Raw genomic sequence first — 14598 nt, forward strand, 5'->3', positions numbered from 1 at the left:
CGAGACCTCTCATGGATCATTTCCTTTATCGCGACGGCGTCCTTCATGCAGAGGATGTGCCGATCCCCGAGATTGCGGCGGCCGTGGGCACGCCGTTCTACGTCTATTCGACCGCCACGCTGGAGAGGCATTTCAAGCTGTTCGAAGAGGCGCTTGGCTGGACCGAACACCTGATCTGCTTCGCGATCAAGTCGAACTCGAACCTCGCCGTACTGAAGGTGCTGGGCGATCTCGGCGCGGGGATGGACGTGGTTTCGGGCGGTGAATATCGCCGTGCGCGGGCGGCTGGCGTGCCGGGCGAGCGGGTGGTGTTCTCGGGCGTGGGCAAGACCCGCGAGGAGATCGCCTACGTTCTCGAAAACGGCATCCGCCAGTTCAATGTCGAATCCGAGCCGGAGCTACTGGCGATTTCCGAGATTGCCGCGTCGATGGGCGTGACCGCGCCGATCGCGCTGCGGGTGAACCCGGATGTCGACGCGAAGACCCATGAGAAGATCGCGACCGGGAAATCCGAGAACAAGTTCGGCATCCCGATCGCCAAGGCGCGCGCGGTCTATGCCGAGGCTGCGAAGCTGCCGGGCATCGATGTCGTCGGCATCGATGTGCATATCGGCTCGCAGCTGACCGATCTGGAGCCGTTCGAGGCGGCTTTTCTGAAGGTCCGCGAACTGACCGAGACGTTGCGCGCGGATGGCCATGATATCCGTCGGCTGGACCTCGGTGGCGGCTTGGGCATTCCCTATGAGCGCTCTAACTCCGCGCCGCCGCTGCCCATCGAATACGGGCAGGTGATCCAGCGCACCGTGGGCGATCTGGGCTGCGAGATCGAAATCGAACCGGGCCGCCTGATCTCGGGCAATGCCGGGCTGCTGGTCTCCTCGGTGATCTGGCTGAAAGAGGGCGAGGGACGCGATTTCCTCATTCTCGACGCAGCGATGAACGACCTCGTGCGGCCCTCGATGTATGGCGCCTATCACGATATTGTCCCGGTGCTCGAACCAGAGCCGGGCACCGACTCCGCGCCTTACGACATCGTCGGCCCGGTATGCGAGACCGGCGACACCTTCGCCAAGGCGCGCAACCTGACGCCGCTGGGCCCGGGCGATCTGGTCGCCTTCCGCTCGGCGGGGGCCTACGGCGCGGTCATGTCGTCGGAATACAATTCCCGCCCGCTGATCCCCGAGGTTCTGGTGCGGGGGGGCGAATTCGCTCTCATTCGGGCAAGACCGAGCTTTGAGGAAATGCTCTCCCGCGATACGATCCCGGAGTGGCTCTGATCCGTAGGAAGGGAATCAGGGCCGACGGATAGGGAGAGAATGCCGGTCAGGAACTGGTTCAGCAAAGCTTCGCGCGATACCGCGACGAAGGAGGACGGGCAGGCCGCTCTGGCCCCGCTCGCCCGGCCTATTTTGCTGACCCATGCCGGGATGATCCTCGAGCGAGGGCTGGCCGCCTTCTGGCCGCTTCTCTCCGTTCTCGCGCTGATCGCCACCGCCATCGCCTTCGCGCTGCCCGCCTATCTGGGGCCGGGCGGGCGCTGGTTCTGGCTGGTCGCGCTGATCGCGTCGCTCGTGGCTTTGGGCTGGGGCGCGTGGCGGATGCGTTGGCCGCGCCGGACCGATGCGATCGCGCGTCTCGATGCGACGTTGCCGGGCCACCCACTTTCCGCGCTGACCGACGAAATGGCGCTGGGGCAGAACGATCCCGCAGCCCGCGCGCTCTGGATGGCGCATCTGCGGCGCATGGCGAAAGCCGCGCAGGCCGCCCGCGCGCCGCGACCGAAACCCGATCTCGCCCGCCGTGATCCTTATGCGCTGCGTTTGACTGCGCTCACGGCCTTGGTCGTCGCGGTGATCTTCGGGGTGCCGCAGCGTCTGTTGCATCCGACCGAGGGCCTGCCGACGCCTGCAGGCTCTGCCGAGGCCGCGATGGGACCGAGCTGGGAAGGCTGGGCCGCGCCGCCGCGCTATACCGGCAAGCCGGGGCTCTATCTGAACAAGGTCGAGGGCGACGAACTGATCGTGCCCGAGGGCACCCGTTTCTCGATCCGGCTGTACGGCTCGTCCGGCGCGATCGGCTTTTCCGAGAGCGTTTCGAATCCGGCCGCGCTGCCCGAACAGGGCGCGGCGCAGACCGCCAGCGGCATCGAGACCCACGAATTCGAAGCGGTCCGCGACGGGCTTTTGGAGTTCAGGGGCCCCGCCGCGCGCCGCTTCAACGTGGTGGTGCGCCCCGACGAGGCGCCCTCGGTCGCGCTGGCCGGTACCCCCGACCGCCGCGCCGATGGTAAGCTGAGCCTGCCCTTCACCGCGCAGGACGACTACGCCGTGACCAAGGGCCATGCGGTGATCTCGCTCGATCTGGCGAAGGTCGATCGCCGTTACGGCCTGGAGATCCCGCCCGAGCCGCGAGACGATCTGATCTATGATCTGCCGCTGCCGATTTCCGGCTCGCGCGCCGATTTCACCGAGAGCCTTGTCGAGGATGCCGCGAAGCATCCTTGGGCGAACCTGCCGGTGAAGCTTACGCTCGATGTCGAGGACGGGCGCGGCCAGACCGGCACCTCCGGCACGAAGGAAATCATCCTGCCCGGCAAGCGCTTCTTCGACCCGCTCGCCGCCGCGCTGATTGAGGTGCGCCGCGATCTGCTGTGGTCGCGCGACAACCGCGGCTATGCCGATCAGCTTCTCCGCGCGATCTCGAACCGGCACGAGGGCTTCATCAAGCGCGAGGAGGTGTATCTGATGATCCGCCTCGTGATCGGGCGGCTCGACGATCCCGACCTGTCCCCCGAGGCCCGCGACGAGATCGCCGAGGCGCTGTGGAAGATGGCGGAGCTTGTCGAAGATGGCGGCTTGGCCGATGCGTTGGCCGCGATGCAGAAGGCGCAGGAGAAGCTTTCCGAAGCGATCCGCAACGGGGCCTCCAAGGACGAAATCGCCAAGCTCATGCAGGAGCTGAAACAGGCCACCGACAATTACATCCGCATGCTCGCCGAACGCTCGCAACAGCAGGATCAGGGTCCGCAATTTGGGCAGCAGCCGCAGCAGGGCCAGCAGATAACCGGCGACCAGATCCAGCAGATGATGGACCAGATCCAGAAGCTGATGGAGGAAGGCCGGATGGCCGAGGCGCAGGAATTGCTCGATCAGCTCTCGCGGATGATGGAGAACCTCAAGGTCCAGCAGGGCCAGAACGGTCAGGGCGACATGCCCGGCGGTCAGGCGATGCGCGACATGCAGGACACCTTGCGCAAGCAGCAGGAGCTTTCGGACGACGCGTTCCGCAACCTGCAGGACCAGTTCATGACGCCCGAGGAGCGCCAGCAGCAGGCCGAGAACGGTCAGCAGGGCCAGCAAGGTCAGCAAGGGCAACAGGGTCAGCAGCAAGGTCAGCAGGGGCAACAAGGCCAGCAGGGTGAGCAAGGCCGACAAGGTCAGGGCCAGCAGCCCGGCAACCAGCCCGGCCAAGGCCAGGACGGACAAGCGCAGCGCGACGGTCAGGGGCAGGGCGACCAGCCCGGCATGAACGGCGGGCAGGGCGGTGTGGACGGCCAGAGCCTCGCGGATCGCCAACGTGCGCTCCGCCGCGAACTCGACCGCCAGCGCGGGCTGCTGCCGGGCTTTGGCAACGAGGCGGGCCAGCAGGCCGAGAAGCGTTTCGACGACGCCGGGCGCGCGATGGATCAGGCCGAGCAGGCCCTGCGCCAGGGCGACAATTCGGCGGCGATCGACCGTCAGGCCGACGCGATCGAGGCGCTGCGCGAAGGGATGCGCGCGTTGGGCGAGGCGATGCGCAACGAACAGGCGCGCCGCGACGGTCAGCAGCCCGGCCAGCAGGGCAATCAGCAGGCGGGCCAACCTGGACAACTCGGTGGGCGCGAGATGCCACGCGATCCGCTGGGTCGGGCGCAGGGCGAGGGCAACCAGCTCGGCACGGATCGTCAGATGCTCAACGGCGAGGATGTCTATCGCCGGGCGCAGGACCTGCTCGATGAAATCCGGCGCCGCTCGGCCGATCGTCTGCGCCCCGAGGAAGAACTGGATTACCTCAAGCGGCTGCTCGATCAGTTCTCGAATTCGGGCTGATGCCGGGCGCGCATAAGTTCAACTTATGCGGGGCGTCGAAATATTAGGAAAACTTATTCGGTGAAGCTGTCCGAGGCCGTCTCGGGCGAGAGGCGATGGGTGAGGATTTGGAGCTGGTCGTCGAGCCAGATGCGCCCCTCGTCCACCGCGACGACATATTGCGTCAGCGGCGATTTCAGCGCCGGGACCTTCGCTGCGATGTCCGGCGCGAAAGCATAGAGCAGCGCCAAGACCGCAGTCACGGCCATCACGAAGATGAAGCCCCGGCTGAAGCCAGAGCGACGGCGGCGCGCCATCTCCGGCGAGAATTCGGCGACGCTGTCGCCTTCGCGATCGGAGGTCGCGGTGAGGGTCGAATTGATCTCGTCGATATCGGGCAGGCGTTCGCGCCCGCGGATCGTCTGCAGGTCCTCATCGTCCTCGCCGAGCAGGTCGGCCACGCGATCTTCTTCGCGCTCGGCGTCGGGATCGCGGAGGTCGGAAAAATCCTGTGCGCGTTTGCGACGGCGCGCCAGATCGGCGGCGGCGGCCTCTGCGGCGCGTTCAGCATCTTCGCTGGTTTCGCGTTCTTCGAGGTTCAGCTCCTCTTGCGTCTGCAATTCGCTCGAGCCTTCGGCGCGGCGCTGCGCGGCTTCGCGCTCGGCCTCTTCGCGCAGGATCGACAGGAGCCCGTCATCGAGTGGTTTGCGCGGTTTGGCCCCGACGCGCGGGGCGGGGCCTAGGCCCGGCTCGTCCTCGTCATCTTCCTCGGCCTCCGGCGCCGCGACCATCGCCGCGACGGCTGCATCGGTATCATCGTCGCTTTGCTGCGTCACCACCGGCTCGGGCTCGGGCAGATGGGTCGCCGTGTCGTGGCTGGGTTGCTGTTCGGGCTCCGGCATCGGCGCGGGCGCGGACGGCTCCTCGGTCGCCTTTGAGGCAACGGGCGCCTCTGTCTCGGCTCGGGAGGTTTCAGGTTCTGAGGCCGTTTCGGTGTCGGGATCCGGATCCCAGCCTGCCGGCGGGGCCGCAGGGCCTGTCGGGTCGCTGTCGGCAGAGAGCATATCCTTGCTCGGCTGGAACCAGCCATGCCCGCAATTGGAGCATTGCACATCCCGTCCGCCGTCTGGGATGACGGCGTCATCCACTTCGTATTGCGCACCGCAATTGGGGCAAACCAACCGCATATTGTCCCATCCCTGCCCGTGTTGGCGTTTTGCCGTTCTGGCCAACCACTGTCTTATGTTGTAGCAAGCGCGGGCGGAATGTCCAAATGATTTGGGCCGCTTAATTCGCGAAACGCGCACCAAATAGAGGGGCTGGCAGTGATCGAGCTGCAAAATGTGGCGATGAGCTATAGCGGGGCGGAGCTATTGAGCGATATGTCCCTGACGCTTGCCCCAGGGTCATTTCATTTTCTCACCGGGCCGTCGGGCGCGGGGAAGACCACATTTCTCAAATTGTGCTACGCGGAGCTGCTGCCGACGGCGGGTCATTTGTCTCTGTTCGGCAAGGATGTGCGCACGATGAGCCGCGACGAAATCGCGGGGCTGCGCCAGCGTATCGGTGTCGTGCACCAGGACTGCCAGTTCCTCGATCACCTCTCGGTGGAGGAAAACGTGGCGCTGCCGATGACGGTCAATCGCCGCACCCCCGACATGACCCAGCTGCGCGAATTGCTGGCGTGGGTCGGGCTGAAGCGGCAGGCGAATGCGCTGCCGCCGCAGCTGTCGGGCGGGGAGCGCCAACGGGTCGCATTGGCGCGGGCCGTCATCATGTCGCCCGACGTGATCCTTGCGGACGAGCCGACGGGGAACCTCGATTGGGAGATGTCGCTGCGGCTGCTGTCTTTGCTGGTCGAGCTGAACAAGATGGGCAAGACGGTGGTGATCGCGACCCACGATCTGAACCTGATCCGGCAGGCGAAGCCGCAGGTCTCGGCGCGGGTGCTGCGGATCGCGAAGCGCCATCTGCATACGGCGGGGGCCGATCTGTGAAGCTGACCATGCTGACATTCGCATCCGAGACCACGGGGCCGGATCGTGTCGTGCCGCCGACCGGGTTTACCGTGCGGCTGACCCTGTTCACGGCCGCCGCGATGGCGTTTCTGGCGGTTTTTGCGCTCGCTCTGTCGCTGGCGACCGGGCGGCTTGCCGATCGCTGGGCGGATAGCCTCGCGCGGTCCGCCACGATCCGCATCTCCGCCCCGCCCGAGCAGATGGATGCGCAGGTCGCCGCCGTGCAGGAGGTGCTGAAGACGACGCCGGGTGTCGCCTCGTCGCGGGTGTTGGGCGATGACGAGATGAAGGGGCTGCTGAAGCCGTGGTTCGGTCCCGATCTGCCGGTGGATGCGTTGCCGTTGCCGAAGCTGATCGCGGTGACCGAGACCGGCGCGGGCGTCGATGCCGAGGGGCTGCGGCTGCGGCTGCAGGCTGAAGCGCCCGGCGCGATCTTCGACGACCATACCCGCTGGCGGCGCCCGCTGGTGGCCGCCGCGCAGCGGATTCGGACGCTGGGGCTGCTCTCGCTGCTGCTGATCTTCGGCGCGATGGCGGGGATGATCACGCTGGCCGCGCAGGCCGCGCTGGCCGCGAATGGTCAGGTGATCGCGACGCTCCGGCTTGTGGGCGCGCGCGACGCCTTCATCGCGCGGGCCTTCGTGCGCCGGTTCACCACGCGCGGGCTGATCGGTGCGGTGGCGGGCACGGTGCTGGGGATGCTCGCGGTGGCGCTGCTCCCCTCGACCGAGGCCGCGGGCGGTTTCCTCACCGGCCTGGGCTTTTCCGGGGCCGCATGGCTCTGGCCATTGATCATTCCGCCGATCGCCGCGATCGTGGCCTTTGCCGCCACGCGTTTCGCCGCGCTGCGTATGCTCAGGAGACTTCGCTGATGTCCGATCCTTCGCACCGACCCGGAAAGGTCACGCCGCTGACCCATGTGATGACCGGAATTTACTACGTCCACATTGCGCTCGCGACGGTGCTGATCGGGGCGTGGGGCCTTGTGTTTCAGGTGCTGCCAAAGGGGCGGGACGGGGTGCATCGCGTGGCCGGGATCTGGACGCAGCATCTGTTGACGATGGCGCGCGTCTATCTGGGTTTGCGCTACGAGTTGCGCGGCACGCCGCCGCAGGGCGACTGCATCATCGCGGCCAAGCATCAGAGCTTTTTCGACATTCTTATCCTCGCCAATCACCTGCCGCGCCGGGCTTTCGTGATGAAGAAGGCGCTGTTGAACGTGCCGGTGATGGGCTGGTTCGCGCACAAGGCGGGGTGCATTCCGATCGATCGCTCCAAGGGGTCGGAGGCGATGAAGGTGATGCTTGGGGCGGTCGAAGAGGCGCGTGCGACGCATGGGCTGGGCCAACTGATCATCTATCCCGAGGGCACGCGCGTGCCGCCGGGCGAGAAACGCCGTTACAAGCAGGGCGTGGGGGTGGTGGCGGAGGCCACGAAACTGCCGGTCGTGCCCGCCGCGACCAATGCCGGGCTGTTCTGGAACAAGCGAGGCTGGCCGATTCGCTCGGGCGTGGCGGTGACCGAGTTCCTGCCGGTGATCGACGCGGCTGGCTCGGCACCACAGACGTTGGCGGCGGTCGAAGCGGTGGTGGAGCCGCGCTCCGATGCGCTCATGGCGGAGGCCGGGTTCGAGCTGCCGAAGCCCTGAGTGGATGGCGGGGGAGGGAGCCTCCGGCGGGGATATTTTAGCCAAGAGGAAGAGGTGCGGCGGCGCCGCGAAGCGCGGCGCGGAACACGTTGGCGTGATCATCCCTCGCGTAGATCAGCGTCGAGGATCGGGTCGATCAGGCCGGGGAAGCGCGCTTCGAGATCGTCCCGGCGCAGGGTGAGAAGGCGGCCGCGGCCGTTCGGATTCGGCTCGTTCCGTATTACGCCGGATTCCCGCAAGACCTTGAGAATATGGGATTTCGTAGATTTCGGAACGCCCGCGCCCGCAGAGCTGCAGGCGGCGGCTTCAAGCGGGCCCTCGCGCAGGTTGCGGGCGATTTCGCGCCGCGCCGGATCACTGAGCGCGAAGAGCACTTGCGACAGCGACAGCGAGTCTGCGGGCGGGTGAGGAAGTTCGGGGGGCGTGCTCATGGTTCGACAATACTTGAACCATCGGCTGTGTCGAGTATGTGGAGGTTCAACAATTTTCGAACCTATCGCATCAGGAGACAGCGATGACCGATGAGACCCGTCCCGGCCCGCGCCCCACCTCTCCAAATCCGCCAACGCGGAGCCGCGCGGGCTTCGTTCTGGCCCTTGCAGGGCTCGTGCTGATGCTGGCCGGGGCCAGTGCGCCGTCGCCCTTCTACCCGGTGCTGCAGGCGCAGATCGGCTTTTCCTCGGCGATGATGACGGGAATCTTCGCGATCTATGCCGGGGCTCTTCTGGTGACCTTGCTGGTCTTCGGGCGGCTCTCCGACCACCTCGGGCGGCGGCCCGTCCTTTCAGTGGGGTTCGTTCTGTTGGCGGTCGGGATGCTCGAATTCCTCCGAGCCGATACGGCCACGACGCTGCTAATGGCGCGGGTGTTGCAAGGATTGGCGAGCGGTCTGCTGATCTCGACGCTGAGCGCGAGTTCGACCGATCACGAGCCGCCGGCGCGGCCCGGACTGGCGGCGGTCTGGAATGCAGTTGCGCCCTTGGCGGGGCTGGCACTCGGCGCGCTCGCGGGTGGGGCATTGCTGGCCTATGTGCCCGCGCCGCGTTTGGTGACCTTCCTTGGACTTGCTCTGGTCTATGCCGTGCTGGCGCTGCTGGTCTGGCTGCCGCCGGAGACCGCGCCGCGCCATGCGGGGACGCTCGCCTCGCTGCGCCCGCAGGTCTCGGTCCCGCCGCATATTCGCGCAGCGTTCCGGCGGGGCGCGCCTGCCGTCGTGGCGGGGTGGGGGACCGGCTCGCTGTTCCTGTCGCTGGGCGCGCCCATCGTGGCCCGGGTCTTCGAGGTTCACACAGCGCTGGCGCAGGGCGCGATCGTGGCGCTTTTGGCGGCGACCGGAGCGGCCTCGTGCTATGCGACGCGCAATCTGGCGCCACGCCGGATTGCGCTTCTGGGCACGGACGGGTTGGTGCTGGGCACGCTGCTTTCGCTGGCGGCGCTGATGACGGAGAGTTTTCCGCTCTATATCGCGAGCGTCATTCTCGCGGGGATCGGCTTCGGCACCTGCTTCGCGGGGGTGTTACGTTCGCTTGCGCCGCTGGCTGCGCCGGATGAGCGTGGCGGCCTGTTCGCGGCACTGTTCACACTGGCATATTCGGCCTTCGGGGTGCCTGCGGTGCTCGCAGGGCTGGCGGTGCCGGAACTGGGACTGCGGCTGACGACCGAGATTTATGGCGCGGTCATAATCGCGCTCGCGCTCGGGGCGGGGCTGATGCGCAGGCAGGCGGAGCCGGCGTGAGGCCGGCGCTGGTCTTCGCGTTTCGGGAGGAGTTTCGGTTTAGGCCGAAAGCCCCTTCGCGCCCATGTCGAGGAACTTCTTGCGCCGGGCCTTGATGAGATCGGCGGGCTTCTTGCCCTCCAGCTCGGCCAGCATCAGCGAGATTTCAGAGCCGACCGAAGCGATGGTCGCCTTGGGGTCGCGCTGTGCGCCGCCCATCGGCTCCGAGATGATGCGGTCGATCACGCCGAGCTTCTTGAGATCTTGCGCGGTCAGGCGCAGCGCCTCGGCGGCTTCGCGCATCTTCTCGGCATCCTTCCAGAGGATCGAGGCGCAGCCCTCCGGCGAGATCACCGAATAGACGGAATGTTCCAGCATCGCGACACGGTCGCCGGTGGCGAAGGCCACGGCGCCGCCCGAGCCGCCCTCGCCGATGATGACCGAGATCAGCGGAACCCCGATCTGCAGGCATTTCTCGGTCGAGCGGGCGATGGCTTCGGACTGGCCGCGCTCTTCCGCGCCCTTGCCGGGATAGGCGCCGGGCGTGTCAATCAGGGCGACGACGGGCAGTCCGAAGCGGGCGGCCATGTCCATCAGGCGGATCGCCTTGCGGTAGCCCTCGGGGCGGGCCATGCCGAAGTTGCGCTCGATGCGGCTCGCGGTGTCGTTGCCCTTCTCGTGGCCGATCACCATCACCGGCTTGTCGCCGAGACGCGCAAGGCCGCCCATCACCGCATGGTCGTCGGCGAAGTTGCGATCGCCTGCGAGCGGCGTGTATTCGGTGAAGAGCTGGTCGATATAGTCCTTGCAATGCGGCCGGTCGGGATGGCGCGCGACCTGGCATTTCCGCCAGGGCGACAGATCCTTGTAGAGATCGCGCAGCATCGTCTCGGCCTTCTTGTCGAGGGCCGACGCTTCCTTGTCGACATCCATCTCTTCGCTTTGCCGGGCCAGCGCGCGCAGCTCTTCGGCTTTGCCTTCGATTTCTGCCAGCGGCTTTTCGAATTCGAGATAGGTCATGGATCACTCCGCATCCGGAAACTCGGGCCCTTAATGTCTTCAACGCTCGGGAATTGCAACTGGGTGGCGCATGGGCAGCCTATCGCAGATGTGCGGGTGGCGGGAGCCTGCTAGATAGGCGGGGCCGCGCGGAGCGCTAAACTGCTCGGGGCGAGGCTCGGTTAGCTTTCAATGGAGGGTGCGATGGCCTACGAGGTCGAGATACGGAGGCTGCCGCCGGTGCGGTTGGCGGGTTTGGCGCATACCGGGCCCTATCCTGCGGTGGCGCCAGTGTTCCAGAGGCTCGTTTCGCTGATTCCCGAACCGTCTCGGGCGGAGGTCGAGCATCCGGCGATGATCGGGCATGACAATCCGCGCACGGTCCCGGCGGAGGATCTGCGTTCGCATGCCTGTTTCATAGTGGGCGAGGGGTTCGTGATCTTCCCGCCTCTCGAGGAAATCCGCTATCCCGCAGGGAGATATGCGACCCTGACGATCGCAGGGCCCTATGAACAGTTGCCCGAGGCGTATCGCTGGCTGGCGCAGGAGTGGTATCCCGCGTCGGGCGAAGCGCCGCGCGGTCTCGATCGTTACGAGGTCTATCTGAACGATCCCTTCGAGCCGAAGCCCGGAAATCTGCTGACGGAGATTCGTTTGCCGCTCAAGGACTGAGCGGTGGCGGTCTGTCACGGGGCGGTCGCACGGGGCTGTTAAGAAAGGTTACGCGGCGAGAGTGCCCGATTCCAGAAAACGGAAACGCCCCGGCACGGGGCCAGGGCGCTCCTTTTCCCTCATGCGGCCGGGCCTCCCCTCCCAACCGCTCCGGGATTCGATAACTATATCGCGATTCGTTCGCGCGCGGCTTAATCTTTAATCATTTCAGCTTGTCTTACAATCACTTCAGCTTGTTTGATCGACGCTATGTCAACGAGACGGCCTTTGTAAACCGTCGCGCCTTCCCCGCGTGCCTTGGCTTCTTCCATCGCTGCGAGGATTTCGCGCGCCTCGGTGACCGCCTCATCTGACGGCGTAAAGACCTCATTTGCAAGGGAAATTTGTTTGGGGTGGATCGCCCATTTGCCGACCATGCCCAGAGTCGCCGAGCGGAGCGCCTGCGCGCGGAACCCGTCATCGTCGGAAAAATCGCCAAACGGGCCATCGACGGGCAGAATCCCGTGCGTGCGGCAGGCGGCGACAATCGCGGCCTGTGCCCAGTGCCACGGGTCGGACCAATGCTTCTCGCCGTTGCGCAGCATGTAGTAGTTTTCCTGCGTCCCGCCGATGCCGGTGGTCTGCATGCCCATCGAGGCGGCGAAGTCGGCCGCGCCGAGGCTCATCGCCTGCAGACGCGAAGAAGATGCAGCGATTTCCTCGACATGCGCGAGACCGGCGGCGCTTTCGATGATGACTTCGAGCGAGATTTTCTTGCTGCGGCCCTTCGCGGTTTCGATCGCCGTGACCAGCGCATCGACCGCATAGACATCCGCCGCACAGCCGACTTTCGGGATCATGATCTGGTCTATGCGCTCGGAACCTTCTTCGAGCAATTCGACCACGTCGCGATACCAGTAGGGGGTGTCGAGACCGTTGATGCGCACCGAAAGGTACTTGTTGCCCCAGTCGATCTCGTGGCTGGCCTGAATGATGTTGCGCCGCGCCTGCGCCTTGTCATCTGGGGCGACCGAATCCTCGAGATCGAGATTGATCACATCGGCGGCGGAACCGGCCATTTTCGGGAAGAGCTTGGTGTTCGAGCCGGGGCCGAAGAGCTGGCAGCGGTTCGGGCGGGCAGGGGGCGTAGGTTGAACGCGGAAGCTCATGAAGCGGCCTTTCGCAATGAAGTTACGTTTTTTATTGCAGATTGGGTATATTGTTGCGCGGACGCATGCAAGGCGATTTTGCAGGCGCAGAATCGAGGCCGCACTGCAGCATCAGACGCACCTCGAAATCCGCGTGATGCACGAAATTGCGTCGCGATGGCGCTTTTACCGAAGGATCTTCCGTTTTTGCGTGAATATTGCATGGAAATCCCCAAGAAATTTTTGCGTCGCGTCCTAATATCATCGACAAACAAAGACAAAACACAGGGAGACCCGCATGTCGCTGATCGACACCCCTTATCTGCTGTTTCTGGGCGATGCCCACGATCCATTGGCCGCGAAGGTGGCGCAGGGGATCAAGGACTGGCGGCCTGAATACGCCATCGGCCAGTACCGGATGGAGGGATGCCAAGCCGACATGGGCATCCCCGATCTGGATATCAAAGAGGCGGTCGCGAAGGGTTGCAAGACGCTGGTGATCGGCGTTGCCAACCGCGGCGGCGTGATTTCGCAGGCCTGGAAGAAAGTGCTCGTCGAGGCGCTGGAGGAAGGGCTCGACCTCGCGTCGGGGCTGCACAACCTGCTGCGCGACGAACCCGATCTGGTCGCCGTGGCCGATGCCTGCGGGCGTCAGTTGCATGACGTGCGCATTCCGGCGGTGAAATATCCGATCGCGAACGGCGAGAAGCGCACCGGCAAACGCTGCCTCGCCGTGGGCACCGATTGCTCGGCGGGCAAGATGTATACCGCGCTTTGCATGGAGCGCGAGATGCGCGACCGCGGCATGAAGGCCAGCTTCCGCGCGACCGGGCAGACCGGAATCCTGATCACCGGCGACGGGGTGCCCCTCGATGCGGTGATCGCGGATTTCATGGCTGGCTCGGTCGAATACCTGACACCTGACAACGATCCCGACCATTGGGACTTGATCGAAGGGCAGGGGAGCCTGTTCCACGTCTCCTATTCGGGCGTGACGATGGCGCTGATCCATGGCGGTCAGCCCGATGCGCTGATCCTCGCCCACGAGCCGACGCGCACCCATATGCGCGGGCTGCCGGGCTACAAGCTGCCCTCGCTGCAAGAGCTCAGCGACATGGCGCTCGCGCTGGCGAAGGTCGCCAATCCCGCCTGTCAGGTGGTCGGCATCTCGGTCAATACCCAGAAGATGGGGGAAGACGAGGCCAAGGCCTATCTGGCCAAAGTCGAGGAGGAAATGGGCCTGCCCGCGACCGACCCGTTCCGCTTCGGCGCGGGCAAGCTGGTGGACGCGCTCGCCGCGATCTGATTGTCTCGCCTGTGACACCCGTCGGATGCCTCCGGCGGGGATATTCTGACCAAGTCGAAGGGGGCGCGGATGATCCGGGTAAGCCATGATACGTTCAAGCTGGCGCAGGTCTTCACTATCGCGCGCGGCTCGCGCACCGAGGCGCATGTACTGAGCGTGACCATAGAGCGCGACGGCAAGATCGGGCGCGGCGAATGCGTGCCCTATGCGCGCTACGGCGAAAGTCTCGACAGTGTGACGGCGCAGATCGAGAGCCTGCCCGAGGGGATCAGCCGCGCCGAGTTGCAGGATGCGCTGCCCGCCGGTGCCGCGCGCAACGCGGTGGATTGCGCGCTGTGGGACTGGGAAGCCAAGAAGAAGGGCGTGCCGGTCTGGGAGCTTGCGGGGCTGGAAAAGCCAGAACCGCAGGTCACGGCCTACACGCTCTCGCTCGACACGCCCGACAAGATGCGCGCGGCGGCGGCCGAACATGCGCATCGTCCGCTGTTGAAGATCAAGCTCGGCACTCCCGAGGATATGCCGCGTCTGCGCGCGGTACGCGAGGGCGCCCCGGAGGCGAAGATCATCGTCGACGCGAACGAGGGCTGGGAGATGGAAACCTTCCTCGACATTCAGGGCGAGTTGAAAAAGCTGGGTGTCGCGCTTGTGGAGCAACCTCTGCCCGCGGCGGGGGACGAGGCGCTCTCGGAAATCGAGCGGCTGGTGCCGATCTGTGCGGATGAGAGCTGCCACACGCGCGACGGGCTTCTCAACCTCCGCGGTAAGTATGACGTCATCAACATCAAGCTCGACAAGACCGGCGGGCTGACCGAGGCGCTTCGGTTGCGGGCGCTGGCCCGCGCCGAGGGGTTCAAGGTCATGGTGGGCTGCATGGTCGGGTCGAGCCTCGCGATGGCTCCGGCGATGCTGGTCGCGCAGGGCGCGGATTACGTCGATCTTGACGGCCCGCTGCTTCTGGCCGAAGACCGCGACGTGCCGCTGCGTTACAAGGGCAGCGTGGTCGAGCCGCCGGAGCCGGAACTCTGGGGCTGAGTTTGCAAGGAGCGA

Annotated in this window: 13 protein-coding genes; 9 read left to right on the forward strand and 4 right to left on the reverse strand. The window is 65.6% G+C overall.

The features are described 5' to 3' along the window. The first annotated feature begins 11 nt into the window (after positions 1-11). Entirely contained in the window at positions 12-1277 is a 1266-nt protein-coding gene (lysA, locus tag B6V75_RS09580) for a diaminopimelate decarboxylase (RefSeq protein WP_088719544.1), read from the forward strand. Between the two features lie 39 nt (positions 1278-1316). Further along, the gene (locus B6V75_RS09585) at positions 1317-4088 is read left to right on the forward strand and encodes a DUF4175 domain-containing protein (protein WP_240496943.1); all 2772 of its coding nucleotides are present in this window, start codon (positions 1317-1319) and stop codon (positions 4086-4088) included. 53 nt (positions 4089-4141) lie between these two features. Here B6V75_RS09585 and B6V75_RS09590 read toward each other — a convergent pair whose 3' ends face one another. Beyond that, positions 4142-5254: a zinc-ribbon domain-containing protein gene (locus B6V75_RS09590; RefSeq protein ID WP_088719545.1), complete on the reverse strand. Its 1113-nt coding sequence runs from the start codon at positions 5252-5254 to the stop codon at positions 4142-4144. A 138-nt stretch (positions 5255-5392) separates the two neighbouring features. On the opposite strand from B6V75_RS09590, the gene B6V75_RS09595 reads away from it, so the two are divergent. The 3 genes from B6V75_RS09595 to B6V75_RS09605 are packed head-to-tail and all read left to right on the forward strand — an operon-like array spanning position 5393 to position 7733. After that, on the forward strand, positions 5393-6064 hold the full coding sequence (locus B6V75_RS09595; protein ID WP_075773969.1) for an ATP-binding cassette domain-containing protein: 672 nt from the start codon (positions 5393-5395) through the stop codon (positions 6062-6064). 8 nt (positions 6065-6072) lie between these two features. Further along, positions 6073-6957, forward strand: coding sequence for an FtsX-like permease family protein (locus tag B6V75_RS09600; RefSeq protein WP_088719761.1), 885 nt, complete (start codon positions 6073-6075; stop codon positions 6955-6957). Further along, positions 6957-7733, forward strand: coding sequence for a lysophospholipid acyltransferase family protein (locus B6V75_RS09605; protein WP_240496944.1), 777 nt, complete (start codon positions 6957-6959; stop codon positions 7731-7733). Before B6V75_RS09600 ends, B6V75_RS09605 begins: the two co-directional genes overlap by 1 nt. 98 nt (positions 7734-7831) lie before the next feature. Here the strand turns inward: B6V75_RS09605 and B6V75_RS09610 are convergent, their stop codons facing one another. Next, positions 7832-8164 (reverse strand): helix-turn-helix transcriptional regulator, encoded by a 333-nt coding sequence (locus tag B6V75_RS09610; RefSeq protein ID WP_075773971.1) that lies wholly within the window; start codon positions 8162-8164, stop codon positions 7832-7834. Positions 8165-8247: 83 nt separating this feature from the next. Between B6V75_RS09610 and B6V75_RS09615 the strand changes: the two genes are divergently transcribed. Further along, the gene (locus B6V75_RS09615; protein ID WP_088719546.1) at positions 8248-9468 is read left to right on the forward strand and encodes an MFS transporter; all 1221 of its coding nucleotides are present in this window, start codon (positions 8248-8250) and stop codon (positions 9466-9468) included. 39 nt (positions 9469-9507) lie between these two features. Here the strand turns inward: B6V75_RS09615 and B6V75_RS09620 are convergent, their stop codons facing one another. Beyond that, positions 9508-10467: an acetyl-CoA carboxylase carboxyltransferase subunit alpha gene (locus B6V75_RS09620; RefSeq protein ID WP_088719547.1), complete on the reverse strand. Its 960-nt coding sequence runs from the start codon at positions 10465-10467 to the stop codon at positions 9508-9510. Between the two features lie 183 nt (positions 10468-10650). Between B6V75_RS09620 and B6V75_RS09625 the strand changes: the two genes are divergently transcribed. Beyond that, positions 10651-11118, forward strand: coding sequence for a GyrI-like domain-containing protein (locus B6V75_RS09625; RefSeq protein ID WP_168174464.1), 468 nt, complete (start codon positions 10651-10653; stop codon positions 11116-11118). 191 nt (positions 11119-11309) lie between these two features. Here B6V75_RS09625 and B6V75_RS09630 read toward each other — a convergent pair whose 3' ends face one another. Beyond that, the gene (locus tag B6V75_RS09630; RefSeq protein WP_088719549.1) at positions 11310-12266 is read right to left on the reverse strand and encodes an L-malyl-CoA/beta-methylmalyl-CoA lyase; all 957 of its coding nucleotides are present in this window, start codon (positions 12264-12266) and stop codon (positions 11310-11312) included. 283 nt (positions 12267-12549) lie between these two features. Here B6V75_RS09630 and dgcN point away from each other — a divergent pair, with 283 nt between their 5' ends. Both dgcN and dgcA read left to right on the forward strand, forming a co-directional pair. After that, positions 12550-13551 carry an N-acetyltransferase DgcN gene (dgcN, locus tag B6V75_RS09635; RefSeq protein ID WP_088719763.1) on the forward strand — a complete coding sequence of 334 codons (1002 nt, stop codon included), beginning with the start codon at positions 12550-12552 and terminating at the stop codon, positions 13549-13551. A gap of 69 nt (positions 13552-13620) precedes the next feature. After that, a complete protein-coding gene (gene dgcA / locus B6V75_RS09640; protein ID WP_075773976.1) occupies positions 13621-14583 on the forward strand; it encodes an N-acetyl-D-Glu racemase DgcA in 963 nt (320 codons plus the stop codon). Positions 14584-14598 lie beyond the last annotated feature (15 nt).

The sequence above is a fragment of the Thioclava sp. F1Mire-8 genome (assembly GCF_002213165.1).
GTDB classification, from domain to species: Bacteria; Pseudomonadota; Alphaproteobacteria; order Rhodobacterales; family Rhodobacteraceae; genus Thioclava; species Thioclava nitratireducens.